This is a genomic window from Actinoallomurus sp. NPDC052308 (assembly GCF_040679195.1).
In the GTDB taxonomy this organism is placed as follows: Bacteria; Actinomycetota; Actinomycetes; order Streptosporangiales; family Streptosporangiaceae; genus Actinoallomurus; species Actinoallomurus liliacearum.
This window is the reverse complement of record NZ_JBFAUM010000011.1, coordinates 53,727-80,076: the sequence shown is the minus strand read 5'-3', so window position 1 is coordinate 80,076 and position 26,350 is coordinate 53,727. Positions and strand designations below refer to the sequence as shown.

The following is a 26,350-nucleotide window of genomic DNA, read 5'->3' as shown; positions in this document are numbered from 1 at the left end:
TACGTTCGAACACTGACATTTTCGAGGGCCGTTCCCCGCTTCTCCCCCGCTCCGGGAAAGGGGCGACTAAGATCACCAACTGCCCGGCGCCGGCGAAACGCGGCATCGGCGGCAGGTCCGTTCGTCAACGAGTACGTCCCCTCCAGCCAAGGGCGTGAGGCCGGTGTTCAACGCCAGCACCCATCTCGTCGACCGGCATGTCGAGGCCGGCGACGGCGACCGGATCGCCGTCACCGGGCCGGGCGGCACGCTCACCTACACGGACCTGCTGGGCCGGATCCGGCGTACCGCCGCCGGGCTGCGCGAACTCGGCGTACGGCCCGAAGAACGGGTCATGCTCTCCATGGCCGACGGCCCGGACCTGCTCACGCTGATCCTCGCGACGATGCGCGTCGGCGCCGTGCCGGTCCCGGTGTCCACGATGCTGACCGCCAAGGACCTCGCCGGGCTCCTGCGCGACTCGCGGGCGCGGGTGCTGGCCGCCAGCCCGGAGTTCGCCGCGGCCGCCGAGGAGGCCGCGCAGTCCGCGCCCGAACTGGCCGCGTTCCTGCTGAGCGGGCCCGCCGCGCCGGCGCCGCCCGCCTGGGCGGAGGGTCACCGGCTGGACTCCGTCGTCGGCGACGAGGGGAACGGCGACCCGTACGACACCCACCCCGACGCCGGCGCCCTCTGGCTCTACACCTCCGGGACGACCGGCCTGCCGAAGGCCGCCGTGCACCGGCACGCCTCGATCCGGTCGGTCGCCGAGACGTACGGCGCCCAGGTGCTCGGGATCGGGCCGGAGGACCGGTGCCTGTCGGTGCCGAAGCTCTTCTTCGCGTACGGCATCGGCAACTCCTGCTTCTTCCCGCTCTCGGCCGGCGCGTCCACCGTGCTCGAGCCGGGCCGCCCGACGCCGGCGCTGATCGCCGAGCGCGTCCGGCGGGACCGGCCGACGCTGTTCTTCGCCGTGCCGACCTTCTATGCCGCGCTGCTCGCCGCGGAGCTGCCCGCGGAGACGTTCGCGCCGGTCCGTACGGCGGTGTCGGCGGGCGAGCCGCTGCCGGCGCCCATCTTCCGGCGGTTCGCCGAGCGGTACGGCGTGGAGATCCTGGACGGCATCGGCGCCACCGAGGCGCTGCACATCTTCATCTCCAACCGCGCGGGCCAGGTGCGGCCGGGCACCAGCGGCGTGCCGGTCCCCGGGTACGACCTGCGCGTCGTCGACGACGCCGGCGCCGACGTGCCGCGCGGCACGCCCGGGCACCTGATGGTGCGCGGCGACTCGATCGCCACCGGCTACTGGTGCCGTACGGCGGTGACCCGGAAGGTGTTCCAGGGCGAGTGGCTGCGCACCGGCGACACGTACGTCGTCGAGGAGGACGGGGCCTACCGGTTCCTCGGCCGCTCCGACGACATGATCAAGGCCGGGGGGATCTGGGTGTCCCCGAGCGAGGTCGAGGCCCGGCTGCTGGAGCACCCCGGCGTCGCCCAGGCGGCGGTGGTGGCGCTGCCGGACGGCGACGGCCTGGACAAGCCCGTCGCCGCCGTCGTCCGCGCGCCGGGGTCCGCCGTCACCGCCGAGGAGATCGTCGCGTTCTGCCGGGACGGGCTCGCGTCCTTCAAGCGGCCGCGCGCGGTGCACTTCGTCGCGTCGCTGCCGACGACGGCGACCGGGAAGGTCCAGCGCTATCTCGTCCGCCAACGCCTCGGCCGAGCCGACCGCACCCCGGCGGCTCCGGGCGGCGGCGGGCACGATCTCCTGGACGAGACCCGGTCCTGACCCGCACGCCCGGCCGGCCGTTGACGCACGCCGGGGCCTGTCCCGAAGTCCGCGCCGCACAGTAGGGCGGCGGGGCTCTGAAACAGGCCCTAAGTGGCGGTGACGTAGACCTCGACCACGCCGCGCGCCTCGCGGACGGCGAGCCGGGGCAGCGCGGGGATCGGCGCGGCGAGCCGGTGGTGGAGGACCTTGCCGTCGAGGGCGAAGAGCGCCCGATGGCAGGGGCAGCGCAGCCGCGCGCCGCCCTCGACGTGCAGGCGGCACCCCTGGTGCGTGCACACGCCGGAGACCGCCCGCAACCGGCCGGCCCGGCGGGCCACGAAGCCGGTGACGCTGCCGGCGTCGAAGGGGACCACCGCGCCCTCCGTGAGCTCGGCCGCCGCCGCCACCGTATGCCACCTGCCGTTGAGGGGCTGCAATGTTCCGTCGCCCGCGAACGTCGGACCGCGGGTGAGGCCGCGGTCGATCGTCACCCCCGCGACGGCACCGGCCCCCGCCAGCGCGCCGCCCAGGACCAGCCGGCGGCGGACCGGCAGCGGCGGTCGGGCGGGCTCCGGCTCCGCCAGTCGACGGTGCAGGTCGGCGACGAACTCCTCGCGCGGCGCGTCCGATCCCGGACGGGCGGCCCGCAGCTCGATGGCCAGGCGGAGCGCGTCCGCGTCCGCCTCGTCGACCGGGAAGGGATGCGGGCGGCGGCCCTTGATCAGATCCTCGACGTATCGCCGTAGGCCCTTCATCGTCACCTCCCCCTCCTGTCTTCCGGGGGTTCTTCCCGGACGATCTCTGCGGCTAGCCTGAGCGCCCGATGCTGGAGGACCTTGACGTTCCCGGCGCTGGTCCGCAGTTCGCGGGCCGCGTCGCGAATCGAGTAGGACCGCAGGAAGCGCAGTTCCAGGACGCGCCGGTACCGGTCGGGCAGCGCCGCCAGGATCCGCTCGACGCGTTCCGGCGCACGACCGGTCTCGGGCGGCCGGCCGAAGTCGGCCGCCACGCGCTCCAGGTCGATGCCGGTGATCTCACGCCCCAGCGTGCGCCGCCAGTGCGCCGCCAGCACCGTACGGGCGGTGACGAGCAGGTACGCGCGGACCTCACCCACGCTCGCGGAGGTGCGCAGCGGTCGCAGCGCGGTGAGGAAGACCTCGGCGGTGAGGTCCTCGGCGTCGGGCCGGTTGCCGACCTTGGCGAACATCAACCGGTAGATCCGCTGCACATTGTCGAGGTAGATGGCCTCCCAGCCGGTGTAGGCCTCCCCCTCCACCAGACGCAGCGGCGGGCGGTGCTCAGCGGGAATCTCGGCGTCCGGCCCCGGGCGTTCGCGTCGGCCCGGGATCCAGCGGTCCATGACCAGTCCCCTTCACCATGGTCGCACGGTGGCGAGGCCGGGGACTCAACCGAGCCTCTTGTCCCGGATCGCCAGGGCGTGCCGGCCGCGCACGTAGCCGACCTCGCGGATGCCGAGCGCGTGCCGCAACCGTCCGGCCGGCAGGGTGACCGGGGCGGGTGCCGGGCCGTCGCCCGGATGTGGCAGCGGATACGCGGTGGTCGTGGCGCTGTGGAACGTGACGTTGCCCTCCGTCTTGGTGAAGAGCTGGTGGATGTGGCCGTTGAGGCAGGTCACCGAGGCGAACCGCCGCAGGAGGGAGAGGGCCCGTACGGAGTCGTCGGTCGCCCACCCCCACTTGGGATACAGCGCGAACATCGGGATGTGGCTGAGCACGACGATCGGCGTATCGCTGGACAGCCCGGCCACGTCCTTGCGGATGAAGTCGAGCTGCTCGGTGCCCAGATGCCCGAGCTTGTTCATGTGCAGCGTGTTCACCAGCGCGATGAAGTGCACGCCGTGCAGGTCGAAGCTGTACCAGCCGTCGCCGCGCGTCCCGGCGCCGAAGGCCCGGCGGTACTTCTGGCCTGCGTCGTCGATGGAGTCGTGCTCGCCCGGAACCGTGAAGACGTGTCCCGTCTTCAGCGTCGTCATCATCTGCTTGACCTGGTCGAACTGCCCTGGCGCGGCCAGGTGGGTCAGGTCTCCGGTGTGGAAGACGAAGTCCGGCCGGTGCGGCAGCGCGTTGACCTGGTGCAGCGCGTCGGCGAACGAGTCGGTCACATCCGTGTTCGCCGGTCCGTGGAAGCCGATGTGGCTGTCGCTGATCTGCACGAACCGCAGCGCGGCGTTCGCGGGCAGGACGTCGCCCCCTCCGGCGACGTGGCTGACCACCTCGCCGCCGGCGACCGCGAGGACGACCACGCCCCCGAACCACGCGCTGTGCCGCAGCAACTGGCGGCGTGTCATGCCGGTGGGATCATTCTCGGCGGTCACGGCGTCACCACCACCGTTCCGCGCATGAACGGGTGGATCGAGCAGACGTACGGGTAGCTTCCGGGCTTGGTGAACCGGTAGCGGAACACGCCGCCCGGCGTCAGCGCTGCGGAGTGGAACGCTCCGCCGTTCGCCACCACCGTGTGCGGCTCCTCGTCCTTGTTCGTCCAGGTCACCGTGGTGCCGGCCTTGACGGACACCGACGCCGGCGCGAACGCGAAGCCCTTGATCGACACAGAGTTCGCGGCGACCGGTGCGGCGGCGGGCGCGGCGCCGGAGCCGGAGCCGCCGTGCATCCGCATTCCCGGCATGGCCCCTGCCGGGGCGTTGGCCCGGGGCGCGGATCGGGCCGCCGGTGAGCTCGGGGTGTCCTGCCCCCAACCGCAGGCGGCCGGCAGGAGCATCCCGCCGACGGCGATGAGCGCCGCGGGCCATGGCCGCCCACGAGCGAGAGATATGCGGTTCATCGGTATTCCCCCCGTTCCGCGTGGGCGGCGGTGATCTCCGCCCTGCGGACGTCGTCGTATATCCGCACTTCGCGGACCTTCCCCCTGAGATAGGCCGGGGGGTTACACCGAGCGTCCGAGCCGCCTCCGCGGCGGATCTACCGGCTGTAACCCGTGCGCCTATCTCTTGTCGAAGGCGCTCTCTTGGAAAGGCGCTCACCAGCTTGGAGGTATGCCATGTGCCGCCACCGACCGCACTGCCCACCGGCCTACGCCACCGACCGGGACGCCGCGCACACCGTCGCCTCCCACCCCGAGCAGGGATGGAGCCTGCTGTGCAACGGCGTCGTCGTCTTCGACGACACCGGAGAGCTCCTGCCGGACGGCGAAGTGATCGCACCGCACCGGCACACGGACGCTCACTGTGGCTCCGTACCGGACCCCAAGTCGCCGCGGGCCCGTCCGAGACGGTCGTCCGGACGCCGCGCCCGCCGGTGAGGAGGCGCGGCATGAGCACCCGGCCGATCAGCGATCACGGTCTCCTGTCGGACTGCCGCTCGGCCGCCCTGGTCACCTCGGACGGCTCGGTGGACTGGCTGTGCTCACCTCGCTTCGACAGTCCGGCGATCTTCGCCAGGCTGCTGGACGAGCAGGCCGGGCACTGGTCCATCCGCCCGTCCGCTCCCGCGCGGGTCGCTCGCCGGTACCTCGACGACACCCTCGTCCTGGAGACGACCTTCCGTACCCGGGGCGGCACGGTCGTCCTGGTCGACGCGCTCGCCTTGGGAGGCCGCGAGCGCGGGCACGGGCTGGGCGCGTCCTCGCCCGGCGTCCTGCTCCGCGAGGCGACCTGCGTCCAGGGGCGGGTCGACCTCGAGGTCTGCTACGCGCCCCGCCCCGAGTTCGGGCTGATCCATCCCCGCCTGGAGCATTCGCGCGGGGTGCTGATCGCCCGCGGCGGCGCGCAGGTGCTCACCCTGTCGACGCCCGTCGACCTCCGGGTGAGCGGCTCGACGGCGCACGCCACGGTCACGCTGAGAGCCGGGGAACGTCTCTCGATGGCCCTGCACGCCGCCCCCTGCTGGCAGGCCGAACCGGTGTGCTGGACTCCCCGGCTCATCCACCGCCGTATCAAGGACACGATCGCCGGCTGGCGCTCCTGGTCCCGGGCGCACACGAGCTACGAGGGACCGTGGCAGGACGAGGTGGGGCACAGCGGGCGGGTGCTGCGCGCACTGACGTTCGCCCCCACGGGGGCGATCGTCGCCGCCGCCACCACGTCCCTGCCCGAATGCGTCGGCGGAGGGCGCAACTGGGACTACCGCTACACGTGGATCCGGGACGCCAGCCTCACCGTGCAGGCCCTCACCACCTCCTCGTCGTGCGAGCGAGAACAGGCGGCGTTCTTCAGCTTCCTCGCCCGCGCCGCCGCCACCCAGCTCGACCGTGGCGTCGACCTGCAGATCATGTACGGCATCGGCGGCGAATGCGACCTGTCGGAGCGGCCGCTGCCCCACCTGACCGGGTGGCGTGACAGCGCCCCCGTGCGCATCGGCAACGACGCCTGGCGCCAACGCCAGCTCGACGTCTACGGCGAGATGCTCGACGCGGCGCACCACCTGCCCGGCGACACGGCGGAGAACGGCCTTGATCCGATCACCCGCGGCTTCCTGCGCGACGCGGCCGAGACCGCCGCCCGGCGTTGGCGGGAACCGGACCGCGGGATCTGGGAGGTCCGGGGGCCGAACCGGCACTTCCTGCATTCCAAGCTCATGTGCTGGGTCGCGCTGGACCGCGCCATCGCCCTGGCGCCCGTCCTGCGGGCGACGGGCCGCGTCGAGGACTGGAGACGGGTCCGCGCGCAGATCCGGAGCGCGATCCTGACGGAGGGCTGGGATCCGCGGACCGGCACGTTCACCCAGGCGTTCGGCGGCACCGAACTCGACGCGTCCGCGCTGACCATCCCGATCGTCGGATTCCTCCCTGGCGACGACCCGCGGGTCCGGTCCACCGTGGCGGCGATCGCCGGACGCCTCACCGACGAACGGGGCCTGGTCCGCCGCTACAGCGGACCCGACGGGATGCCCGGCGGAGAAGGCTCATTCCTCCTGTGCACGTTCTGGCTCGCGCAGGCACTCGCCCTCACCGGGCAGCGCGCGCCCGCCGAGCGCGTCTTCCGGACCGCCGCGTCGCAGGCCAACGACGTCGGCCTCCTCGCCGAAGAGGTGGACACCTCGACGGGAGAGCCGCTCGGCAACTTCCCCCAGGCCTTCAGCCACGTCGGCCTGATCAACGCCGCACGCGCCATCCGCGACGCCGGTGGTGGGCGACTTCACGGTCACCGCGGGCCCGCGTACCGGTGGCCGTGCCGCCTCGCGGCCGCACGCCGCGGGCTCCACGGCGGGGACGGGCGGGACGACGCGCCGGCGATGTCCGAGCGTTCGAGCCGGCGCGAGAGGCCGCCGTCGCGGGAACGCGTCCGGTCAGGCGGCGGCGAGCTCGCGCCAGCGCCGCTGGGCGACGGGGTGCCACTCGGCGTACCGGGCCGCGAACAGCTCGCGGGCCTGGGCTCCGATCCAGCCGGCCGGCAGCAGGGCCGAGGGCAGCCGCGGGTCCAGGAAGGGGAAGCGCCGCCACTCGTGCACGAGCCGCGCCTGCGCCAGCATGATCGCCTCAGGTGAGGCGGGACGCAGCGCGTCGAACTCGTCGATGAACGCCCCGTACTCGGCGGCGACCCCGTCCAGATCCCAGGCCCGCTCGACCATCGCGTGCTCGCTGCCGACCCCGGCGAACCGCGCGGTGAACGACATCGCGCCGGCCTGCAGCCCGAGGCCCTCGATGACCGACCGCGCCTCGGTCTCCCGCGCCGACGACGGCGCGATCCACATCCCCGGTCCGGGCGATCCGAAGCCGGCCCAGCTCAGTTTCGTACGGAGCTGGTGACGGAGGCGGCGCTTGGACTCGGGGACGGAGACGTAGACGATGAGCCAGACGCCGTCCCAGGCGGCGGCTTCGGCGCCGAAGCCATAGATGCGCTCCCCGCCCTCCGTGAGCAGTCGCCGCCCGGGCGGGGTGAGGGACCACCGGACGCTCCGCCCGACCCGCTCGGAGGTGAGCCAGCCGTCGGCGGCCGTACGGGCCAGCGCCTGCCGGGCGGACTTCTCCTCCACGCCGAACTCGTCGAGGACCTCCACCAGGGCCGAGGTCCAGACCGGCTCCTCGTACCGCAGGACGAACTCCCCGAGTAGGGTCAACAGCAGCGAACGGGCGCTCGTCTCGCTCAGGGCGTGCCGTCGGGTCAGCGTGGGTCTCGGGGCGGTCACCCATAAATTCTACATAAATCAACGTCAAAATCGGTGTTTCGTCGAACATGAACCACCCCGACTAGCCGTGGACATCGGCGCCCGGCCGGCGCGGTGTTCCTCGTTGCCCTCGCCGCTCCTCGTCACCGTTCGCGCGGCCGCACCGGTGCCTCCGTGAGGAGGCGGGCGGGGTCGGTCATGACGCGTTCGATGACGAGCGCGGCGGCGCCCAGGGCGGCGGCGTCGCCGCCCAGCCGGGAGACGGTCAGGCGGGGAGGCGCGTGCCGTACGACGCCGGTGCCGCCGCCGAGCGCCTCCTCGACGGCGGGGGACGCCCACGGGGCGAGCGCGGAGAAGATCCCGCCGAGCACGATGCCGTCCGGGTCGAACAGGTTGACCGCGGCGGAGAGGGCCTGCCCCAGGGCCTCCCCCGCCCGGCGCACCGCGGCCAGCGCCGGTTCGTCACCGTCGCGCAGGAGGGTGATCAGCGCGGCGAGCGGGCCGTCGGGCCCGGCGGTCGACGTCCCGGTGACGTCGGGGATGCCCGCCGCGCGCAGGATCGCCTCCTGGCCCGCGACCTGTTCCAGGCAGCCCCGGCCGCCGCACGCGCACGGCGGGCCGGCGGGGTCGACGACGACGTGGCCGAGTTCGCCGGCGAACCCGTGGGCGCCGCGGAACACCCGGCCGTCGACGACGATGCCCGCACCGACCCCGATCTCGCCGGAGACGTGGACGTACGAGCCGAGCTCCGGGCCGTCGCCGAACCACAGCTCGCCGAGGGCGGCGAGGTTCGCCTCGTTGTCCTGGTCGGCGGGCAGCGCGAGCGGCGGCAGGCCGGCGGCGAGGAGGTCCCCGGCCGCGACGTCGCGCCAGCCGAGGTTGGGGGCGGTCCGCACGCGGCCGCCGGCCCGGTCCAGCGTGCCCGGCAGCGCGACGACCGCGCCGGCGACCGTCAGGCCCTGGTCCGCCGCCGCGGCGATCGCCCGCTCGGCCAGATCCGTCAGCGCGCCGATGACCTGCTCGGGCGCGCGCCCCCGGTTGTCGGCGGCGACGATGTGCCGGTGCCGGATCCGCCGTCCGAGGTCGAGCACGCAGGCGGCCAGGTAGTCGACGTTGACCTCCAGGCCGAGCCCGGCGACGCGGTCGCCGTTGATCGACACGGCCGTCGCGGGGCGTCCGCGCTCGCCGTCGCGTACGGGTCCGTCCTCGCGGATCAGGCCGGCGTCCTTCAACGCCGCGACGAGACTGGATACGGTGGTCTTGGTGAAGCCGGTGACGTCGGCGAGACGGGCGCGGCTGACCGGCTGCCGACGGGAGATCTCGCCCAGCACCACGGCCAGGTTGCGGGCCCGCATGGTGCCGTGCCGTACGGGCGTGATCTCATTTCGCATGGTCACAGACTAATCCTGCACCCTCTCCCCTGTTGACACCTGGCACCTGCGGGTTTTAATTAGTCCAGAGCGTGAACGAAATGAGGAGACGAGATGTTCGAACCCACCCCTGAGGACAAGTTCACCTTCGGGCTCTGGACCGTCGGCTGGCAGGCCCGCGACCCGTTCGGCGACGCGACCCGGCCCCCGCTCGACCCGGTGGAGTCGGTGCACCGGCTCGCGGAGCTCGGCGCCTACGGGGTGACGTTCCACGACGACGACCTCCTCGCCGTCGAGCCGGACCGGGACAAGGCGGTCGCGGCGTTCCGCAAGGCGCTCGACGAGACGGGCCTCAAGGTCCCGATGGCGACGACGAACCTGTTCAACCACCCGGTCTTCAAGGACGGCGCGTTCACCTCCAACGACCGCGACATCCGCCGGTACGCCCTCCGCAAGGTGATGCGCAACCTCGACCTGGCCGCCGAGCTGGGCGCGCACACGTACGTCTTCTGGGGCGGCCGCGAGGGCGCCGAGTCCGACGCCGCCAAGGACGTGCGGGTCGCGCTGGACCGGTTCCGCGAGGCCATCGACACCCTCGCCTCGTACGTCACCGACAAGGGCTACGGCATCCGGTTCGCGCTCGAGCCGAAGCCGAACGAGCCGCGCGGCGACATCCTGCTGCCCACGATCGGCCACGCGCTCGCGTTCATCGGCTCGCTCGAGCACGCCGACATGGTCGGCCTCAACCCCGAGGTCGGGCACGAGCAGATGGCCGGGATGAACTTCGTCCACGGCATCGCCCAGGCGCTGTGGCACGGCAAGCTCTTCCACATCGACCTGAACGGTCAGCACGGCCCGAAGTACGACCAGGACCTGGTCTTCGGCCACGGCGACCTGAAGAGCGCGTTCTTCCTCGTCGACCTGCTGGAGAACGGCGGGTACGACGGGCCGCGCCACTTCGACTACAAGCCGACCCGCACCGAGGACATCTCCGGCGTGTGGGCCTCGGCCGCCGCGAACATGCGCACCTACCTCATCCTCAAGGAGCGCGCGCGGGCGTTCCGCGCCGACCCGGAGGTGCAGGAGGCCCTCGCCGCCTCGCGCACCGACCAGCTTGCGGTGCCGACGCTCGCGGACGACGAGACGTACGACTCGCTGGCCCAGGACGACTTCGACCTCGAGGCCGCCGCCGAGCGGGGCTACCACTACGAGCGTCTCGACCAGCTCGCCGTCGAGCACATCCTCGGCGCCCGGTGACGCTCGTCGCGGGGGTCGACTCGTCGACCCAGTCCTGCAAGGTCGTCGTCGCCGACGCCGAGACCGGCGCGGTCGTCCGCGCCGGTCAGGCGCCGCACCCGGACGGCACCGAGGCCGACCCCGCCGCCTGGTGGGACGCCCTCGGCCGTGCCATCGAGTCGGCGGGCGGCCTGGACGACGTCGCCGCGATCGGCGTCGCGGCCCAGCAGCACGGCATGGTCTGCCTGTCGGAGGCCGGCGAGGTCGTCCGGCCGGCGCTGCTGTGGAACGACACCCGCTCGGCCGACGCCGCCCGCGACCTCGTCGAGGAGTTCGGCGGCCCCGCGAAGTGGGCCGACGCGGTCGGCAGCGTGCCGGTCGCGTCGTTCACGGTGACCAAGCTGCGCTGGCTGGCCCGGCACGAGCCGGACGCCGCCGCCCGTACGGCGTCGGTGTGCCTGCCGCACGACTACCTGACGTGGCGGCTGACCGGCGGGTTCGTCACCGACCGGGGCGACGCGTCCGGCACCGGCTACTGGTCCCCCGCCACCGGGGAGTACCGGCCGGACCTGCTGAAACTGGCGTTCGGGCGGGTCCCGGAACTGCCGCGCGTCCTCGGCCCGGCCGAGGCCGCCGGCCGTACGCCCTCCGGCGCGCTGGTGTCGGCGGGGACCGGCGACAACATGGGCGCGGCGCTCGGGCTGGGCCTGCGGCCCGGCGACGTCGTGGTGTCCCTCGGCACCTCCGGGACGGTGTTCACCGCGGCGGAGGGGTCGTCCGCCGACCCGGCCGGGGACGTCGCCGGTTTCGCCGACGCGACGGGCCGGTTCCTGCCGCTCGTCTGCACGCTGAACGCCGCCCGGGTGCTCGACGCCGCCGCGGCCCTGCTCGGCGTCGACCACCAGGAGGTCTCCCGGCTGGCGCTGTCCGCACCGCCCGGCGCGGACGGTCTCGTCCTCGTGCCGTACCTCGAGGGCGAGCGCACGCCGAACCGGCCGGACGCCACCGGCTCGGTGCACGGCCTGCGCCTGGCCACGTCGACGCCGGCGCACCTGGCCCGCGCGGCGATCGAGGGCATGCTGTGCGGCCTCGCCGACGGGCTGGACGCGCTCCTGGCCCAGGGGGCGCGGGCCGACCGGGTGCTGCTGATCGGCGGCGCCGCCCGCTCGGAGGCCGTCCGCCGCATCGCGCCGACCGTCTTCGGCCGGCCGGTGCTGGTGCCGCCCACCGGCGAGTACGTCGCCGAGGGCGCGGCCGCCCAGGCCGCCTGGGCGCTGTCCGGCGCGGCCGAGCCGCCGCGCTGGGAGCGGGAAGGCCTGGTGACGTACGAGGCCGACGCGGTCCCGGCCATCCGCGAGCGGTACGCCGAGGCCCGCGACCACATCCTGTCCCGCTGAACCACTACGACGGCGGTCCCGCTCCGGTGGGGCCGCCGCCCTACCCGCCGGGCGGGATCAGGCCCGCGTCGCGGGCGAGGATGGCGGCCTGGACGCGGTTGTCCAGGCCGAGGCGGGTGAGGATGCGGTTGACGCGGCTCTTCACGTTGGCCTGCGTCAGGCCGAGCGCGTCCGCGATCTGAAGGTTCGCCAGCCCGCGGGCGATCAGGATGAGCACCTCCCGCTCGCGTTCGGTGAGCGCGTCGATGAGCTCCCGGCGGTCCGGCGCGGGATCGGACGGGACCAGGCCGACGGGCAGGGCGGCGAACGCGCTGATCAGCCGGTTCGTGACGCTCGGGGCCAGCATCGCCTCACCGCCGGCGACGACGCGGATCGCGTGCGCGAGCTGGTCGGGCGGGCTGTTCTTCAGGAGGAAGCCGGAGGCGCCGGCGCGCAGGGCCGCGTGCACGTACTCGTCCAGGTCGAAGGTCGTGAGCACGAGGACCCGCGGCGGCGCGTCCTCGTGCGGCCATTCGGCGCGGATGCGGCCGGTGGCCTCCACCCCGGTCGTCCCGGGCATGCGGACGTCCATGACCACGACGTCGGGCCGCAGCCGGGACGCGGCGTCGACCGCCTGGTCCCCATCGGCGGCCTCCCCGACGACGCACAGGTCCTCGCGGCGGTCGATGACGGCCCGCAGCGCCGCCCGGACCATCTCCTGATCGTCGGCGAGCAGCACCCGGATCGTCATCGAACCCCCTGGAGTGGAAGCGCGGCGTGAACCCGCCACCCGCCGTGCGGGCGCGGACCGGCGTGAAGGGTCCCGTCGAACGCCGTGACGCGCTCGCGAATGCCCAGCAGCCCGCGGCCGGACCCCGGGACGGACCGGTGGTCCGCCGCGGCCGGGCCGTTCTCCACCTCGATCGTCAGGCCGCCGTCGGCGAGGCGCACGGCGACCCGGACGTCGACGGGACCGGCGTGCCGGAAGACGTTCGTCAGCGCCTCCTGCAGGATCCGGTACGCCGAGACCTGGATCGCGGCCGGCAGCGCGTCGGTCGGGGCGTCGAGCGCCGCCGTGACGCGGCAGCCGGTCGCCTCCGCCGCCTCGATAAGGCGGTCGACGTGGCGGAGGGACGGCTCGGGACCGGCGTCCTCGGGTCCGGCGGCGAGCAGGCCGAGGATGCGGCGCATCTCGACCAGCGCGGTGTCGGCCGTCTCGGCGATGCGCGCCACGCCCCGCCTGCCGAGCCGCGGGTCGTCCTGGAGGACCTCCTCCGTCGAGCGCGCCTGCACGGCGATCGCGCTGACGTGGTGCGCGACGACGTCGTGCAGGTCACGGGCGATGCGCGCCCGCTCCGTGACGACGGCCTGACGCGCGTTGATCTCCTGCTGGGCGCGAAGCCGGTCGTTGAGGTCCCGGAGCCGGCGGGCGTCGAGGTCGATCCGCCGCGCGCCGTACCCCAGAAGCCAGGCGACGAGGAAGTACGCGACGAAGGCCGTCGCGGTGGTCGGTTCGAGGGAGTCGAGGCGGGGCGGCCCGGACCGGCCGCTGAGGGCGTCCGTCGCCACCGCGACGGCGAGGGACGGCAGCACCCACGCCAGGCTGGCCCGCGCCGAGGTCCGGCGGGCGAGCGCGAACACGCCGAAAATCAGGAAGTACGGGCCCGGCGTCTTCCCCGGCACGGGATCGGCCACCTCGAAGATCGCGAAGGCGACCGTCATCACCGTCAGCACCAGGCGCGGACGGCGCCGTCGCCAGAACAGCGGAACGGTCTGCAGCCCCCACAACACCAGGCCCGCCGCGCTCGGCGTCGGCGTCCGGGCCGACAACGTCACCACGTCGAAGGCGGTGAGCCCGCCGCCCAGCGCCAGGTCGGTCAGCCACGGCCTGCCGGTGAGCCATCCGCGTGCCGCGCGCAGGCCGGCCGTCACATAGGTCGTCATCTCTGCCGGCAACGGTATGCCGTTCACGAGCTCACGTGCTCGTCCTCGCGGCCGCATCCAAAGTTGCGCGGACCCGCGAGGAATCGGCGAAGAGGACGAGGCGGCACGCGGACCGGCGCTCATAGCGTTCTCAGCGCGGCCGGAGAACGGCGCTCCCGCACCCGTGCGGACGATCCCTCCCGAGAACAGGAAACGAGAAATGGACGATGCCCGGCGTACGACGCCGACCTGGGCGCGGTACGCGCTCTTGGTCCTCGGAACCGCGGCGATGCTGTTCGCGGTCGGCGGCCGGTGGGACATCCCCGTCGCGGCGTGGATCTCCCCGGTACTCCTGCTGCGCTTCACCCGCACCGGCCGCGCGTGGTCGGCGGCCCTGTGGATCCTGCTCGCGAACATCGCCGCGGCCATCTTCTGGGTCTACGAGTCGGCGATGGGCTTCAACGTCGTCATCATCGCCGGAGCGGTCGGCCTGAGCGCGCTGCAGACGCTGCCGTTCCTGCTGGACCGGCTGCTCGTCGGGCGGCTGCGCCCGTGGATGTCGGTGCTGACGTTCCCCGCGGCGGTCGCCGGATCGGAGTTCCTCATCACGCTGCTGTCGCCGTTCGGCACCGCGTACGGTTCGCTCACCGTCACCCAGTACGGCGACCTGCCGCTGCTGCAGGTCACCTCGCTCACCGGGTCGTACGGCGTCGGCTTCCTGATCGCGTGGTCCGCGAGTGTCATCGCCCGGTTCTGGGAACGGCCCTCGTGGCGGTCGGCCCGCAGCGGCGTCGTGTACGTGGCCGTGCTGACCGCCGTCGTCCTCGGCGGCGGCGCGCGGCTCGCGTTCTCGCCCGCCGCCGGGAAGACGGTCCGGATCGCCGGGGTCAGTCCCGGCCGCGAGGTGACCGAGGCCCTGCGGGCGGCGCTCGGCCGGGTCCCCGGTGGCCGCCGCGACGTCGCCGCCGCCCCGCCCTCGGCACTCCGGCCCGCGATGACCGCGGTGGAGGACGACCTGCTGGCGACCACCCGCCGCGAGGCCGACGCGGGAGCCAAGATCGTGGTCTGGCCCGAAGAAGGCGTCAAGACGCTGGAGGCGGACGAGCCCGCCGCCATCACGCGGGCGAGGCAGGAGGCGCGAAGGTCGGGCGTCTACCTGGAGATCGGCCTCGGCGTGTACAGCACGACCGCCCCCGCCTACGGGCGCGACGAGACCGTCTTCATCGGCCCGGACGGGCGGGTGCTGTGGACGTACCAGAAGGCCCATCCCATTCCCGGCTCGGAGACGTTCACCCCGGGAGACGGACGCGTCCCGGTCGTCGACACGCCGTACGGCCGGATCGCGAACGTCATCTGCTACGACGCGGACTTCCCCGCCCTGATGCGGGTACGGGCCGACATCATGCTCGTTCCCGCGCACGACTGGCGGGAGTACGGACGGGCGCACACCGAGAAGGCCGCGCTGCGCGCGATCGAAGGCGGCTACGCGCTGGTGCGCCAGGACTCCGAGGGCCTGTCCGCCGTCTTCGACGACCAGGGCCGCGTCCTCGCCGCCACCGACTACTTCACGACCGACCGGCAGACCATGGTGGCCTACGTGCCGACGCGCGGTGTCACGACCGTGTACGACCTGGTCGGCGACGCCTTCGCCTGGCTCTGTCTCCTCGCCGTCGCCGCGCTGACGGTCCTCGGGCTGGTCCGCCCGGCAAAGCGGAGGTAACCATCTGCACCAAGAGTCGGCGCAGCGCTATCCCCGGCCGATCAACGGGTATGTAGCAGAGCGCACCGGATGTCCGGACACGAAGCGTTCTGCCGTGCACAACGGCTGACTCCGCAGCGGCGTTCTGTCTCAGCGTGTCTGCGAAAGGAAGGGATTATGAGAGCGAAGACCGCATGCCGCCCCCTTGTCCTTCTCGGCCTCGGCCTCTTCGCAGCTCTGGGCACGTCGATGAACACTGATGCGGAAGCGGAAAGAATCTACCGTAGCGCGCCGGCCTTCGCCCCGCTCGGCGACGACAACCATATTGCGAACGGTCACCATAACCTCAGCTCCATTACCATCCGAAGCCCTACGCACCTCCGCGGGATACAGCAGGTCGCCGACGCGAACATCCATTCGAAGATTGCCCGCAACAATGCCATCTGCAGGAAGAAGCGTTTCTGTAAGATCCATCAGCGAGCGTTCGTCATCGCCCACTGAACCGGGCCTCGGAGAGCACTGGCGTCGCCGGAGCATCTGAGAGGCGTCACCTCACTCCCCCGGGCGTATCGGCGAAGCGGTCCGTGGCCGCCACGATGGCGTCGGTCATGCCGCCCCCGCCGTGTCCCGCGTCGTCGACGACGATCAGTTCGCCGTCCGGCCAGGCGCGGGACAGTTCCCAGGCCGTCTGGAGCGGGCTGCTGGCGTCGAGGCGGCCGTGGATCAGCGCGCCGCGGATTCCGGCGAGGCGCCGCGCGTCGCGGAGCAGGACATCGTCGTCGAGGAACGCGGCATGCCGCCAATAGTGGGTCACCAGCCGGGCGAAGCACATCCGGAAGGCCGGGTCCTCGTACCGTGGGTCGGGGCGGTGATCCGGCCGGACGGCCACGTGCGAGTCCTCCCACGCGCACCAGTCACGCGCGGCCCGCTCACGGACGGCGGGGTCGGGATCGTGCAGCAGCCGACCGTACGCCTCGACGAGGCTGCCGTCCCGGTCGGCGGCCGGCACCCCCTCGCGGAACCGCGCCCACTGCTCCGGGAAGAGCCGGCCGACGTCGCGGGTGATCCACTCGACCTCCCAGCGCCGCGTCATGACCACCGCGAACAGGACGAGTTCGCTGACCCGGCCGGGATGCCGTTCGGCGTAGGCGAGCCCGAGGGTGGACCCCCAGGAGCCGCCGAGCACCAGCCACCGGTCGATCGCCAGGTGCCGGCGCAGGAGTTCGATGTCGGCGATCAGATGGTCGGTCGTGTTGGTGCTCAGGTCGACGACCGGGGCGCTCGCGTGGGGCGTGCTGCGACCGCAGCCACGCTGGTCGAACAGCACGACCCGGTAGACGTCGGGATCGAAGCACCTCCGCCACCACGGCCCGCACCCCGAGCCCGGCCCGCCGTGCAGCGCGACGGCCGGCCTGCCGTCCGGATTGCCGCAGACCTCCCAGTGGACGCGCTGCCCGTCGCCGACGTCCAGCATGCCGTGGTCGTACGGCTCGATCTCCGGATAGAGCACGCGTCGTCCTCTCAGTTCGCGGCGGCGCTCGGGACGTCCGCCTTCGCCGCGGTGACGAGCCGGGTGCCCATCCAGGGACCGCCCCACCACATCCGCCAGCCGAGCGGACGCGTCTCGACGTCGGCCGCGCCCAGCTCCGTGAGCCGTCGCCGGTAGTCGGCGGCCGCGACGATGTCCGCGATGAAGAGCCTGCCGCCCGGGCGGAGAACCCGTACCGCCTCGTCGATCGCCCGCGCGCGGCCCTCGGCGGACTTGATGTTGTGCACGGCGACGTTCGAGACGACCACGTCGAACTCGCCGTCGCCGAACGGCAGCTCCGTCATGTCCCCGGTGCGCAGCTCGATCCGGTCACGGACGCCCTCCGCGACGCTGTTGCGCTCGGTCACGTCCATGGCGTTGCCCGACTGGTCGACCGTACGCCACAGGTCGACGCCGACCGCCCGGCCGGTCGTGAGCCGCTCCGCGGCCATGAGCAGGACGGCGCCCCGCCCGCAGCCGAGGTCGAGCAGCCGCTCGTCGCCGCGCAGCGCGACCTCGTCGAGGATCTCCGACCACACCTGGAACTTGCCGCGCCGCGTCGCGTTCAGGTACAGCGCGAAGCCGACGGCCATCACGGCCGCGAGGACATAGCACACCGCGGCGGGCAGCGCGCCGAACCCGATGCCCACGCCGATGCCGGCGAACACGAGGCCCACCGCGCCGCACGCCAGACCGAAGAGGACGTACGGCGCGTCCACGCCGTAAGAGCCCCGCCGGGCGGCTCTGGTCACGCCCCCTCCTCCACACGATGCCGCCCCGACTGTAACCGATCGACTCAGCAAATGATCAAGAACGGCCGAGCCGCCCGACGACCGAGCCGACCACGATCCCGATGAGGCCGGGCTCCTTCGCGCACGGCCGGGACCGGCGCGGCGGCGCCGGGTACCGACCTGCGCGGCGGGGACCTGGGCAGTGGCCGCGCGGCTGTAGCACAATGCCGGTCATGCCGAATTGAAGAGGGCCGGATCCGCAGCGTTGGCTCAAGGTCGACCTGTCGAATCTCGTCCAGAACGGCGACCGCTGGGTCTGCGCCGCCTGCCGCACGGCCGTGCGTTCGTACGTGTACCGCTGCCACCCGCCCGAGTCGACGAGCCGCGAACGCTGCATCTCCCTGTCCTGGTGCTCCGGCTGCCGGATCTACACCGGAACGATGGTCCACGTCCCACGCAAGGAGGCCCTCCCCGACGCCCTGGCGGCTCTTCCCCTGGATGAGCAGGACCGGCTGCGACGAAGCGAGGTCCGCCTGATCTCCTACCTGGAGCGCCGTACGGGCGACGAAACGCCGTGATCACTGGCGGCCGCCGCCTATGGAAGGCAGTGAACGCCAATGATCATCGGTCGGCTCAGTGCTTCGCCGCGTCGCAGGTCTGCGTCTTGCTCCCGGAGGTCACGGTGACCTGCGGGTAACCGGCGTGCGTAATCGCCGGGAACCGCAGATCCTTCGTCTGCGTGCCCCGGGCCATGGTGAACTGCTTGTGCGCCTCGGGCGGCGGCTCGGACTTGTCCGTCATCGACAGGTCGACGCTGATGTTCGCCGGTCCGGGGTACTCCACGTGGACGCGCGTGCCGGATCTCGCCGGGGTGTACCAGGATTTCAGGCACGTACCGAACACGTGGGTGACACCGCTGGACGAGTCGACCGGCCCGGAGAAACCAGGGATGTTGGCCTTGGTCGCCGATTCGGCCGCGGCGGTCGATTTCGGCGACTTCGTTCCCGCGGCACCGGTCGAGGTCGCCGGGTGAGAACCGCTCGAACAGGCCGACGTCACCGCGAGCGCGGCGACGGTCATGATCATAAAACGACGCATGCAGGTAATCATCGTGCAGACGGACCCCCGAACGATCCCGAACGACCCGATGGAGGGTCCCCCTTTGCGAAACCGCGCTCATCGCGACCCTCCACAGACCGTCGATCGACCTCGGCCTCAGACCACGCCGGGATCGCTGGCGGTCGCTGCGCATAGACCGCAGTGAACGCCAGCGATCACCGCGGGGCCACCCCGCAACGGGACATTGTTCTCCTCCATCAGGGTCGTTAGGGTCGACGGCGTGACTGCCGGGTCGGCCATGGGCCACACACGAGTGAGGCGCCCGGCCTCCGCGTGACCGCACGGCGGGCACGCGGCCCGCCCAACCCTCTCCCCCGCCCTGACCTGCGGCGCCCACGCGTCGCCGATTCCAGCGAAAGAGGAGAGGCATCACCCATGACCCAACAGCACGTCACCACGGTTCAGCTGAACCACACCGCGATCTACGCCACGGACAAGCGAACATCGGCGGAGTTCATCGCCGAGATCCTCGGGCTGGAGGTCGGCGCGCCGTTCGGGCCGTTCCTGCCCGTCGACCTCGGCAACGGCGTCACGCTCGACTATCTCGACAAGCGGGACGAGCCGGTCCAGTCACAGCACTACGCGTTCCTCGTCCCCGACGAGCGATTCGACGACATGATCGCCCGCCTCGAGGCCGCCCGCGTCACCTACTATGCCGACCCCCACCACACCGAACCGGGGAAGACCAACGATCTCTTCGGCGGTCGCGGCGCCTACTTCGAAGACCCGGACGGCCACAACATGGAGATCCTGACCCGCCCCTACGTACGTCCTTAGGACTCCTCGACCGTCCACGGGACGGCTACCCGGCCTCGTTGCAAGCCGGGTAGCCGTTCACGCACGCTTTGAGGGCTCGCCCCGACTACGCCGCCTTGTAGGCCACGGTGACCTCGACGCAGGCACCGCCGTTCTCCGCGCTACGCTGCGACTTCCGCCAGTCAGTGATCAGGTCCATGGCTTCTCCTCTGGCGCTTCGCTTGGTTATTTGGCTGCCTTCTCCGCCAAGGCGACCTCTACGCAGGCACCACCGTTCTCTCCGCTGCGCCGGGACTTACGCCAGTCAGTGATCAGACCCATCGTTCCTCCGCCGTTCTGCGAATGAAATCGATCGACTCGTGCTGTGGCATGGCGAACGACCGCACGGACTCCCACGCACGTGAAAGGATCGAGACATCCTCCCGAGCGGAGGTCACCAGTCCGCGCACCGCCGTCTCCAGATACGCCACGTCGCGCCCGTCCACGGTCGCGAGAATGTACGCCCCCAGCGATCGGGGATTCACGTCCGAGCGTACAACTTGGATCGTGAGACGAGAGCCTGCGGAGTCGGCAAGATGCATTAACTGGTCATGCATGACCTTGGGCCCTCCGCGCCCTCGATATAGCACTGTTTCATCAAGGACGAAGTGCAGCATTGGAGGCTCCGGAGAATCCCTGGTCAGGAGCTCTTGACGTTCCATCCGCGCGGCCACCGCGGCCTGGTCTCCCCCCAGCAGGACGGCGGCGTAGTCCTCGGTCTGAAGTAGCCCCGGAATGATCGACAGCTCGACCCAGCGGAGGACGTCCGCTGTCGTCTCGACGTCGCGCCACTCTCGGAACCACTGGGGTGTCGGGTCGATGTCGAGTTGGCGGCAGACCTCCAGGAGGACGCCCGAAGGGATGTGCAGTGCCTTCTCGATGGCGGCGACCTGGTCGGCCTTCGGGAGGAGCCGCCCGGTCTCCAGGGCGCTCACCCAGGGTTCGCTGTAGCCGAGGAGCTCGCCCAACTCCCGCTGGCGGAGTCCGGCGGCGTCGCGGTACCGCCGCATCTGGCGCCCGAGAGTGATCAATGCCGGGCTCGGCATCCTGCCCATTTTTGTCCCCTTTCGCCGGACCATAACGCGCAATATCTTGCGCGGCCCCCTCGTGGCCTGGCCGTTACAAGCGCTTCAAGGTGTTCCGATCATAAGTGGCCGATGGCGATTCTGGACGCGATTCGAGAAAGGGGAACGCGAATGGAAGAGCACACGGCGGAGCAGATATACGCCTACGCGAAGTGGCTGACGCAGGCCTGCCAGCTGGCCGGCCTCAACGCGGAACTGTACGGGCACACGGTTCTGATCATCGCGGCCGATCACCACCTGTCCGAGCAGGTCACGTGTCGGCCGGACGAGGACGGCGCCCTCCGGTGGTACTGGTCATGGGGCAAGCCGATCTCCCATCTCCGTGACGGGAATCGGATTCTCACCGCCGACGAGGTCGACGATCTCGTCACGGCGATCAAGAACGTCGTCTCCATTCAGGTCCGTCGGCGATGACGCCCGAAGAAGAGCTTCTACGCTCCCTCTCCCGACTACGTACGTCGATCGACTCATTGACCGATCTAACGCCTTCGACGTCCGCCGAGTTGTTGCAACTCGACCGACTCATCCGCAAGTATCCGGCCGCCGCCGCCATGAGCCTGAGATTCGCGCAGCGAATACCCGTCGAGCTACCGGCGCCGCCCGGCTGGTCGGCGGCCTCGAACCTCAACGGCATCCCGCTGTGGGAGTGGCACGGCGGCGGCCCTGTCCAAGTGGCGACCGCCGACCTCGACCAACTGCGTTTCCTCGGCGCGATGCTCTCTCGATTCGACCGGATGACAGCCGAAGAACTGCACGCGCACCTCGGAGAATGACCTACACCTGTCCGGTGGATCATGCGCTCGGCGACTTGGAGCCATCGTCATCGGCGGTACGGCCGCCCGGATCACCGTGGGTAGCGGCCGACCACCCGGGGTAGGTTCGCCGACGAGAGCGATCTGTCCGCGACCGGGGGCGCGCATGGATTTCGGGCTCAACCTTCCCTCGTACGGGTCGGGGGCGTCGCCCGAGGCGGTGGTCCGGGTGGCGGAGCAGGCCGAGCGGATCGGGCTGGGCGCGGTCTGGACGTTCGAGCGGCTGCTGCGCCCCGTGGAGCCGGTGTCGTACGGCGGGTTCGCGCCGCCGGCGCCGCTGCCGGAGGCGTACGCGGTCGTCTATGACCCGCTGGAGACGCTGAGCCACGTCGCGGCGCGGACGAGCCGGATCCGGCTGGGCACCAGCGTGATCGCCGCCCCGTTGCATCCGCCGGTCGTGCTGGCGCGGCGGCTGGCGACCCTGGACGTGCTGAGCGGCGGGCGGCTGGTCGTCGGTCTCGGGCAAGGGTGGATGGCGCACGAGTTCGCGGTGGCCGGCGTGCCGCGGGAGCGGCGCGGCGCGCGGTTCGCGGAGCACCTCGCGGCGATGCGGGCGGTGTGGGGACCGGACCCCGTACGGTTCGAGGGAGAGTTCTACGAGATCCCCGAGTCGCAGATCGGTCCGAAGCCCGTGCGGCCGGGCGGACCGGCGCTCCTCGCCGGCGCCGTCGCCCGAGCCGCGGTCGAACGCGCCGCGCGGCTGGGGCTCGGGCTCAATCCGGTGGTCATGGCGTGGGAGCAGCTCGAGGAGACGGTGTCGGTGTTCCGGCGGGCGGCGGAGCGTGCCGGGCGGGATCCGGAGTCCCTGCCCATCGTCGTCCGGGTCAACGGCTCCATCACCGCGAAGCCGCGCGCGGGGCGGACGCCGCTGACCGGGTCGGTGGAGCAGGTGCTCGACGACCTCCCGCGCGTACGGGCGCTGGGCGCCGCGCACGTGCTGTGGGCGATGCGGACGCCTCCGGACGAGCAGCTCGCGGTGCTGGAGGAGCTGACGGCCCGGGCGCCGGTGTGAGGACCGGCGCCCGGACCTCGGCGTCAACGCGGGCCGGCGCCGACCGCGGCGGCCATCGCCTCGACCGCCCGCGCGGCCTGTTCGACGGTGTGGCGGCCCAGACCGCAGGCCGTGGCGACCGCGTACGCCTCGCGGCCGGCGGCGGCCTCGATCAGCCGCAGGCTCTCGGCGCTGCCCTCCGGGTCGGTCGCGGCGGCGATGCCGGCGATGATCCGCCACTCCGGATCGAGCCGCCGCAGCGGCCGGTAGAACTCCTCGGTGCGCGGCGAGGGATGCGCGCCGTACGCCGCGGGGATGTGCACCGGCGGCAGCGGCCGGCCGGCGCGGCGCAGGGCGGGGGCCAGGAAGTTCAAGTACTTCACGGCCGGGCCGAGGTCGCGCGGCGCGACGAGCTCGGTGTTCGCCAGGTTGCCGTAGCACAGGTGCAGGATCACGTCCGCGTCGGCGGGGAGGCGGCCGAGCAGTCCGGCGACCTGGCGGGCGAGCAGCCGCGCGGCGAAGGACCGGCCGCCGGGCAGCCGTTTCGCCATGTCCATACCGACCAGGACGGAGGGCGTCTCCAGTTGCCAGACGACGTCCTGGCCCGTCACCGCGTTGAACGCGGTCACCTCGTCGACGACCGCCTGGGTGAACACCGAGAGGTACCGCAGGGACAGCCACGGCCGGCCCTCGAACACGAAGATCGCCAGGTCGAGCGGATTGGGCAGACTGAGCTGCAGGCGGACGTCGGCGAGTTCGGGGCGTTCGGCGCGCAGCGCGCGGAACTCCTCCAGCATCTCGCGCAGCGCGTCCTCCCGGTCCATCGCCACGTCCGCGGGCTGGAGTTTGTGGCCGCGCCGGACGCCGTACCGGCGCATGTCCTTGTAGCCGGTGTACTCACCGGGCCGGTCGACCTCGAACGCCGGACGCTCGGCGAGGGTGCGCAGGTAGGCGACGATCCAGTTGGGGTCGAGGTCGCAGGGCAGCGTGGTCAGCCGGTGGTCGCCGACCTGACGAGTGATCCACTCCATGGCCTGACGAGGGGTGCCGCACACGTCCGGCGGCAGACTTCCAACAAAGTGCATGTGACGCGACATAGCGTCACATTTACCTCCAAGATCACTTCTTGGCAATTACCGGCCATGACCGGATCGTGACACTAAGGTGCATTAGGTGAGCGTTCCCTCAGGGAACTCGGTTAGGGTCGTCCTGTGACCCGGATCCGGCTCTCCGATATGGCCTGCTCCATCGCACGCGCCACCGACCTGTTCGGTGACGCGTGGACCACGCTGATCATGCGCGACGTCATCACCGGCGTAACCCGTTTCGAGGACCTCACGAACGACCTCGGCATCTCCCGCAAGGTCCTGGCCGCCCGGCTGACCCGTCTCGTCGAGGAGGGAGTCCTCGTCCGCGAGCGCTACCAGGACCACCCGCCGCGCGACGACTACCGTGCGACGCAGAAGGGCGAGGAGCTGTACCCCGTGCTGCTCGCCCTGATGAACTGGGGCGACCGCTGGTACGCCGGTCCGACCGGGCCGCCCGCCCGCATCCGCCACCTCGACTGCGGCCGGGACACCCACGCGGTGACCGCCTGCGCGCACTGCGGCGGGCCGCTCACGGTGCACAACACGACGCAGCTTCCCGGACCGGGTGAATGCGTCGGCCCCGGCACGCGGGTGATCGGCCCGCTCATCGCCGGCCGGGAGGCCGACGACGCCGTCAGCCCGCGGCCGGAGTGACCGGGCCGGGGGCCGGCGGCTGTGGCGTCGGCGCGAGCTGAAGGCCGCCGGATCTCGACGCCACGAGCGTCGCCGTGTACGCGTCTTCGCAGGGGCCCGGGTGGGACGGATCTCGCCTGAGGCGGACCCGGCGGGCGCCGGCGAAGATGAGGCGGTTCCCGGTGCGGTAGACGCGCAGTGCGACGGGCACGGTGACGGGTCTCGTCAGGTCCGGGGCCGCCACGACCACCCTCATGTCGCCGGTCACGGGCAGGTCGAAGAACGTCCGGCACCTCTTGTCGACGCACGCCCACACGCTCACCGTGCCGCCGGTCCCCGCCGGCAGATCCGCCTTGACGATGAAGACGACGGTCGAGGGGCGGAGGATCGCGGCGCAGTTCGTGCCCGTGCCGCAGCCGGTCGCCGCGAGCATGAGGCACCAGACGAGCGTCGTGAGCCGCATACCGGGAGGACGCCCCGCGTGGCGGATCCGGTTTCCCGATGGCCGGGAATGGACACCGCCGGGTCCCCTCTGAAGAAGCTCTGAGATTCGCGAGCCCATCCTTGCCGCGTCCGACCCCTGATCGAACGGCTGAGGTGCGTGGTGAAGGACTACCTGGTGATCGGAGCGGGACCGGCCGGGCTGCAGCTCGGATACCTGCTGGAGCGGGCGGGCCGTGACTATCTCATCCTCGAGGCCGGGCCGACTCCCGGCCAGTTCTTCAGGACGTTCCCCCGGCACCGGACGCTGATCTCGAACAACAAGCGGCACACCGGGTGGACCGACCCGGAGCTGAACCTGCGGATGGACTGGAACTCGCTGCTGTCCGACGACCCGGAGCTGCTGTTCACCCGGTACAGCGAGCGGTACTTCCCGCCCGCCGACGAGATGGTGCGCTACCTGAGTGACTTCGCCGAGGCGACGAAGCTGAAGATCGCCTGCGACAGCCGGGTCGTCCACGTCACCCGCGACGACGAGGGTTTCGAGGTGCGGACCGAGGGCGGTGACGTGCACCGCGCCCGGCGGGTGGTCGCGGCGACCGGCCCCTCGCAGCCGTACGTCCCGCCGATCCCCGGCGTCGAGACCGCCGAGCTCTACACGGAGGTGTCGGTGGACCCGGCGGACTTCACCGACCAGCGGGTGCTGATCATCGGGAAGGGCAACTCGGCGTTCGAGACCGCGGACAACCTCATCGAGAAGGCCGCGGTGATCCACGTCGCGGGGCCGAGCTCCGTACGGCTGGCGTGGCAGACGCACTTCGTCGGGCACCTGCGCGCGGTCAACAACAACTTCCTCGACACGTACCAGCTCAAGGCGCAGAACGCGATCCTCGACGGGAGCGTCAAGAAGATCGAGAAGCGGGACGACGGCTACCTCGTCACCGTGAGCTTCACCCGCGTGAACGAGGTCACCAAGGACGTGCCGTACGACCGCGTCATCGTGTGCACCGGCTTCCGCTTCGACGCCTCCATCTTCGATGAGTCGTGCCGGCCGGAGCTGACGATCCGCGACCGGTTCCCCGCCCTGACGACGGCGTGGGAGTCGGTGAACGTCCCCGGCCTGTACTTCGGCGGGACGATCACCCAGTCCCGGGACTTCAAGAAGGGGACGAGCGGGTTCATCCACGGGTTCCGGTACGGCGTGCGCGCCCTGCACCGGATCCTGGAGAGCAGGTACGAAGGCGTGGAGTGGCCGCAGCGGGACCTGCCCGGCACGCCCGAGGCGCTCGCCGACGCGGTGCTCGAACGGGTCAACCGCACGTCGGCGCTGTGGCAGCAGTTCGGGTTCCTGGCCGACGTGATCGCGATCGACGGCGAGGGCGCGCGGTACCTGGAGGAGATGCCGTTCGACCACGTCGACCTGCCCGACCACTACCGGATCACGCTGGACTACGGGCCGGACCACGACAAGCACGACCCGTTCGACATCTCGGTGCGCCGCATCGCGCAGAGCGACTCCGGCCGGGCGGACGAGGGCCACTACCTGCACCCGATCGTGCGGCACTACCGGGGCGGGGAGCTCGTCGCCACGCACCACATCACCGAGAACCTCGAGAACGAGTGGAACTCCCCGGACACGCACCGGGAACCGCTGCGGGCCTTCTTCGCGGCTCAGGCCGCGGCCGTGCCGGCCTGA

At 71.9% G+C, this 26,350-nt stretch carries 28 protein-coding genes and 2 pseudogenes; 14 read left to right on the top strand and 16 right to left on the bottom strand.

Annotated elements, in window-relative coordinates; translation table 11 throughout:
* Positions 1–154: 154 nt before the first annotated feature.
* Positions 155–1,762, top strand: a complete 1,608-nt coding sequence (locus AB0L00_RS25145) for a benzoate-CoA ligase family protein (RefSeq protein ID WP_364438653.1) — start codon at positions 155–157, stop codon at positions 1,760–1,762.
* Positions 1,763–1,851: 89 nt separating this feature from the next.
* On the opposite strand, the gene AB0L00_RS25140 is transcribed toward AB0L00_RS25145, so the two are convergent.
* Genes AB0L00_RS25140 through AB0L00_RS25125 form a run of 4 tightly spaced genes read right to left on the bottom strand, consistent with a single transcriptional unit; the run spans position 1,852 to position 4,546 of the window.
* Entirely contained in the window at positions 1,852–2,499 is a 648-nt protein-coding gene (locus AB0L00_RS25140) for a Rieske 2Fe-2S domain-containing protein (protein ID WP_364438986.1), read from the bottom strand.
* Between the two features lie 2 nt (positions 2,500–2,501).
* Entirely contained in the window at positions 2,502–3,104 is a 603-nt protein-coding gene (locus AB0L00_RS25135) for an RNA polymerase sigma factor (protein ID WP_364438650.1), read from the bottom strand.
* Positions 3,105–3,149: 45 nt separating this feature from the next.
* Positions 3,150–4,079 (bottom strand): metallophosphoesterase, encoded by a 930-nt coding sequence (locus tag AB0L00_RS25130; RefSeq protein ID WP_364438647.1) that lies wholly within the window; start codon positions 4,077–4,079, stop codon positions 3,150–3,152.
* Positions 4,076–4,546, bottom strand: coding sequence for a cupredoxin family copper-binding protein (locus AB0L00_RS25125; RefSeq protein ID WP_364438644.1), 471 nt, complete (start codon positions 4,544–4,546; stop codon positions 4,076–4,078). The genes AB0L00_RS25130 and AB0L00_RS25125 overlap by 4 nt, the downstream gene beginning before the upstream one ends.
* A gap of 216 nt (positions 4,547–4,762) precedes the next feature.
* Between AB0L00_RS25125 and AB0L00_RS25120 the strand changes: the two are divergent.
* Together AB0L00_RS25120 and AB0L00_RS25115 are read left to right on the top strand one after the other, a co-directional pair.
* Positions 4,763–4,933: pseudogene (locus tag AB0L00_RS25120) on the top strand (DUF5999 family protein); the annotation flags it as partial.
* A gap of 101 nt (positions 4,934–5,034) precedes the next feature.
* Positions 5,035–6,813, top strand: a pseudogene (locus AB0L00_RS25115) (glycoside hydrolase family 15 protein); the annotation flags it as partial.
* A 195-nt stretch (positions 6,814–7,008) separates the two neighbouring features.
* Here the strand turns inward: AB0L00_RS25115 and AB0L00_RS25110 are convergent.
* Positions 7,009–7,848 carry a PaaX family transcriptional regulator C-terminal domain-containing protein gene (locus AB0L00_RS25110; RefSeq protein ID WP_364438641.1) on the bottom strand — a complete coding sequence of 280 codons (840 nt, stop codon included), beginning with the start codon at positions 7,846–7,848 and terminating at the stop codon, positions 7,009–7,011.
* A 122-nt stretch (positions 7,849–7,970) separates the two neighbouring features.
* Complete coding sequence (locus AB0L00_RS25105; protein WP_364438638.1) at positions 7,971–9,218, bottom strand: ROK family transcriptional regulator; 1,248 nt, start codon at positions 9,216–9,218, stop codon at positions 7,971–7,973.
* Between the two features lie 93 nt (positions 9,219–9,311).
* Between AB0L00_RS25105 and xylA the strand changes: the two genes are divergently transcribed.
* Both xylA and xylB read left to right on the top strand, forming a co-directional pair.
* Positions 9,312–10,454, top strand: a complete 1,143-nt coding sequence (gene xylA, locus AB0L00_RS25100; protein ID WP_364438635.1) for a xylose isomerase — start codon at positions 9,312–9,314, stop codon at positions 10,452–10,454.
* Positions 10,451–11,830 (top strand): xylulokinase, encoded by a 1,380-nt coding sequence (gene xylB / locus AB0L00_RS25095; protein WP_364438632.1) that lies wholly within the window; start codon positions 10,451–10,453, stop codon positions 11,828–11,830. The genes xylA and xylB overlap by 4 nt, the downstream gene beginning before the upstream one ends.
* A gap of 40 nt (positions 11,831–11,870) precedes the next feature.
* Here xylB and AB0L00_RS25090 read toward each other — a convergent pair whose 3' ends face one another.
* Together AB0L00_RS25090 and AB0L00_RS25085 are read right to left on the bottom strand one after the other, a co-directional pair.
* Entirely contained in the window at positions 11,871–12,560 is a 690-nt protein-coding gene (locus AB0L00_RS25090; protein ID WP_364438630.1) for a response regulator transcription factor, read from the bottom strand.
* Positions 12,557–13,753, bottom strand: a complete 1,197-nt coding sequence (locus AB0L00_RS25085) for a histidine kinase (protein WP_364438628.1) — start codon at positions 13,751–13,753, stop codon at positions 12,557–12,559. The genes AB0L00_RS25090 and AB0L00_RS25085 overlap by 4 nt, the downstream gene beginning before the upstream one ends.
* Before the next feature lie 199 nt (positions 13,754–13,952).
* On the opposite strand from AB0L00_RS25085, the gene AB0L00_RS25080 reads away from it, so the two are divergent.
* Together AB0L00_RS25080 and AB0L00_RS25075 are read left to right on the top strand one after the other, a co-directional pair.
* Positions 13,953–15,452: a nitrilase-related carbon-nitrogen hydrolase gene (locus AB0L00_RS25080; RefSeq protein WP_364438625.1), complete on the top strand. Its 1,500-nt coding sequence runs from the start codon at positions 13,953–13,955 to the stop codon at positions 15,450–15,452.
* Between the two features lie 156 nt (positions 15,453–15,608).
* Complete coding sequence (locus tag AB0L00_RS25075) at positions 15,609–15,932, top strand: hypothetical protein (RefSeq protein ID WP_364438623.1); 324 nt, start codon at positions 15,609–15,611, stop codon at positions 15,930–15,932.
* A 46-nt stretch (positions 15,933–15,978) separates the two neighbouring features.
* On the opposite strand, the gene pip is transcribed toward AB0L00_RS25075, so the two are convergent.
* Together pip and AB0L00_RS25065 are read right to left on the bottom strand one after the other, a co-directional pair.
* Positions 15,979–16,941 (bottom strand): prolyl aminopeptidase, encoded by a 963-nt coding sequence (pip, locus tag AB0L00_RS25070; protein WP_364438621.1) that lies wholly within the window; start codon positions 16,939–16,941, stop codon positions 15,979–15,981.
* Between the two features lie 11 nt (positions 16,942–16,952).
* On the bottom strand, positions 16,953–17,711 hold the full coding sequence (locus tag AB0L00_RS25065) for a class I SAM-dependent methyltransferase (RefSeq protein WP_364438618.1): 759 nt from the start codon (positions 17,709–17,711) through the stop codon (positions 16,953–16,955).
* A gap of 317 nt (positions 17,712–18,028) precedes the next feature.
* Between AB0L00_RS25065 and AB0L00_RS25060 the strand changes: the two genes are divergently transcribed.
* Entirely contained in the window at positions 18,029–18,268 is a 240-nt protein-coding gene (locus tag AB0L00_RS25060; RefSeq protein ID WP_364438616.1) for a hypothetical protein, read from the top strand.
* 55 nt (positions 18,269–18,323) lie between these two features.
* Here AB0L00_RS25060 and AB0L00_RS25055 read toward each other — a convergent pair whose 3' ends face one another.
* Positions 18,324–18,800, bottom strand: coding sequence for a hypothetical protein (locus tag AB0L00_RS25055; RefSeq protein WP_364438613.1), 477 nt, complete (start codon positions 18,798–18,800; stop codon positions 18,324–18,326).
* Between the two features lie 384 nt (positions 18,801–19,184).
* Between AB0L00_RS25055 and AB0L00_RS25050 the strand changes: the two genes are divergently transcribed.
* Complete coding sequence (locus AB0L00_RS25050; protein WP_364438611.1) at positions 19,185–19,586, top strand: VOC family protein; 402 nt, start codon at positions 19,185–19,187, stop codon at positions 19,584–19,586.
* 85 nt (positions 19,587–19,671) lie between these two features.
* On the opposite strand, the gene AB0L00_RS25045 is transcribed toward AB0L00_RS25050, so the two are convergent.
* The 3 genes from AB0L00_RS25045 to AB0L00_RS25035 are packed head-to-tail and all read right to left on the bottom strand — an operon-like array spanning position 19,672 to position 20,614.
* On the bottom strand, positions 19,672–19,764 hold the full coding sequence (locus AB0L00_RS25045; RefSeq protein ID WP_364438608.1) for a DUF397 domain-containing protein: 93 nt from the start codon (positions 19,762–19,764) through the stop codon (positions 19,672–19,674).
* Positions 19,765–19,790: 26 nt separating this feature from the next.
* Complete coding sequence (locus tag AB0L00_RS25040; protein WP_364438605.1) at positions 19,791–19,886, bottom strand: DUF397 domain-containing protein; 96 nt, start codon at positions 19,884–19,886, stop codon at positions 19,791–19,793.
* Entirely contained in the window at positions 19,877–20,614 is a 738-nt protein-coding gene (locus AB0L00_RS25035; RefSeq protein WP_364438983.1) for a helix-turn-helix transcriptional regulator, read from the bottom strand. The genes AB0L00_RS25040 and AB0L00_RS25035 overlap by 10 nt, the downstream gene beginning before the upstream one ends.
* A gap of 186 nt (positions 20,615–20,800) precedes the next feature.
* Here AB0L00_RS25035 and AB0L00_RS25030 point away from each other — a divergent pair, with 186 nt between their 5' ends.
* The 3 genes from AB0L00_RS25030 (at position 20,801) to AB0L00_RS25020 (ending at position 22,513) form a co-directional block, all read left to right on the top strand.
* Entirely contained in the window at positions 20,801–21,103 is a 303-nt protein-coding gene (locus AB0L00_RS25030) for a hypothetical protein (protein ID WP_364438603.1), read from the top strand.
* Positions 21,100–21,462, top strand: a complete 363-nt coding sequence (locus AB0L00_RS25025) for a hypothetical protein (protein WP_364438601.1) — start codon at positions 21,100–21,102, stop codon at positions 21,460–21,462. The genes AB0L00_RS25030 and AB0L00_RS25025 overlap by 4 nt, the downstream gene beginning before the upstream one ends.
* 145 nt (positions 21,463–21,607) lie before the next feature.
* On the top strand, positions 21,608–22,513 hold the full coding sequence (locus AB0L00_RS25020; RefSeq protein WP_364438598.1) for a TIGR03619 family F420-dependent LLM class oxidoreductase: 906 nt from the start codon (positions 21,608–21,610) through the stop codon (positions 22,511–22,513).
* Between the two features lie 23 nt (positions 22,514–22,536).
* On the opposite strand, the gene AB0L00_RS25015 is transcribed toward AB0L00_RS25020, so the two are convergent.
* Complete coding sequence (locus AB0L00_RS25015; RefSeq protein ID WP_364438595.1) at positions 22,537–23,577, bottom strand: hypothetical protein; 1,041 nt, start codon at positions 23,575–23,577, stop codon at positions 22,537–22,539.
* A gap of 126 nt (positions 23,578–23,703) precedes the next feature.
* Here AB0L00_RS25015 and AB0L00_RS25010 point away from each other — a divergent pair, with 126 nt between their 5' ends.
* Positions 23,704–24,234: a helix-turn-helix domain-containing protein gene (locus AB0L00_RS25010; RefSeq protein WP_364438592.1), complete on the top strand. Its 531-nt coding sequence runs from the start codon at positions 23,704–23,706 to the stop codon at positions 24,232–24,234.
* Here AB0L00_RS25010 and AB0L00_RS25005 read toward each other — a convergent pair.
* On the bottom strand, positions 24,215–24,676 hold the full coding sequence (locus tag AB0L00_RS25005; protein WP_364438590.1) for a hypothetical protein: 462 nt from the start codon (positions 24,674–24,676) through the stop codon (positions 24,215–24,217). The two genes, AB0L00_RS25010 and AB0L00_RS25005, sit on opposite strands and share 20 nt — an antisense overlap.
* Before the next feature lie 141 nt (positions 24,677–24,817).
* Between AB0L00_RS25005 and AB0L00_RS25000 the strand changes: the two genes are divergently transcribed.
* On the top strand, positions 24,818–26,350 hold the full coding sequence (locus tag AB0L00_RS25000) for an NAD(P)-binding domain-containing protein (protein ID WP_364438588.1): 1,533 nt from the start codon (positions 24,818–24,820) through the stop codon (positions 26,348–26,350).

Bases quoted from the DNA above. Each gene is read 5' to 3' on its own strand.
- AB0L00_RS25140 (WP_364438986.1), bottom strand. From the start codon at position 2,499: ATGAAGGGCCTACGGCGATACGTCGAGGATCTGATCAAGGGCCGCCGC.
- AB0L00_RS25135 (WP_364438650.1), bottom strand. From the start codon at position 3,104: ATGGACCGCTGGATCCCGGGCCGACGCGAACGCCCGGGGCCGGACGCC.
- AB0L00_RS25125 (WP_364438644.1), bottom strand. From the start codon at position 4,546: ATGAACCGCATATCTCTCGCTCGTGGGCGGCCATGGCCCGCGGCGCTC.
- AB0L00_RS25105 (WP_364438638.1), bottom strand. From the start codon at position 9,218: ATGCGAAATGAGATCACGCCCGTACGGCACGGCACCATGCGGGCCCGC.
- xylA (WP_364438635.1), top strand. From the start codon at position 9,312: ATGTTCGAACCCACCCCTGAGGACAAGTTCACCTTCGGGCTCTGGACC.
- AB0L00_RS25090 (WP_364438630.1), bottom strand. From the start codon at position 12,560: ATGACGATCCGGGTGCTGCTCGCCGACGATCAGGAGATGGTCCGGGCG.
- AB0L00_RS25085 (WP_364438628.1), bottom strand. From the start codon at position 13,753: ATGACGACCTATGTGACGGCCGGCCTGCGCGCGGCACGCGGATGGCTC.
- AB0L00_RS25080 (WP_364438625.1), top strand. From the start codon at position 13,953: ATGGACGATGCCCGGCGTACGACGCCGACCTGGGCGCGGTACGCGCTC.
- AB0L00_RS25075 (WP_364438623.1), top strand. From the start codon at position 15,609: ATGAGAGCGAAGACCGCATGCCGCCCCCTTGTCCTTCTCGGCCTCGGC.
- AB0L00_RS25055 (WP_364438613.1), bottom strand. From the start codon at position 18,800: ATGATTACCTGCATGCGTCGTTTTATGATCATGACCGTCGCCGCGCTC.
- AB0L00_RS25050 (WP_364438611.1), top strand. From the start codon at position 19,185: ATGACCCAACAGCACGTCACCACGGTTCAGCTGAACCACACCGCGATC.
- AB0L00_RS25045 (WP_364438608.1), bottom strand. From the start codon at position 19,764: ATGGACCTGATCACTGACTGGCGGAAGTCGCAGCGTAGCGCGGAGAAC.
- AB0L00_RS25040 (WP_364438605.1), bottom strand. From the start codon at position 19,886: ATGGGTCTGATCACTGACTGGCGTAAGTCCCGGCGCAGCGGAGAGAAC.
- AB0L00_RS25035 (WP_364438983.1), bottom strand. From the start codon at position 20,614: ATGCGGCGGTACCGCGACGCCGCCGGACTCCGCCAGCGGGAGTTGGGC.
- AB0L00_RS25030 (WP_364438603.1), top strand. From the start codon at position 20,801: ATGGAAGAGCACACGGCGGAGCAGATATACGCCTACGCGAAGTGGCTG.
- AB0L00_RS25025 (WP_364438601.1), top strand. From the start codon at position 21,100: ATGACGCCCGAAGAAGAGCTTCTACGCTCCCTCTCCCGACTACGTACG.
- AB0L00_RS25020 (WP_364438598.1), top strand. From the start codon at position 21,608: ATGGATTTCGGGCTCAACCTTCCCTCGTACGGGTCGGGGGCGTCGCCC.
- AB0L00_RS25015 (WP_364438595.1), bottom strand. From the start codon at position 23,577: ATGCACTTTGTTGGAAGTCTGCCGCCGGACGTGTGCGGCACCCCTCGT.
- AB0L00_RS25005 (WP_364438590.1), bottom strand. From the start codon at position 24,676: ATGCGGCTCACGACGCTCGTCTGGTGCCTCATGCTCGCGGCGACCGGC.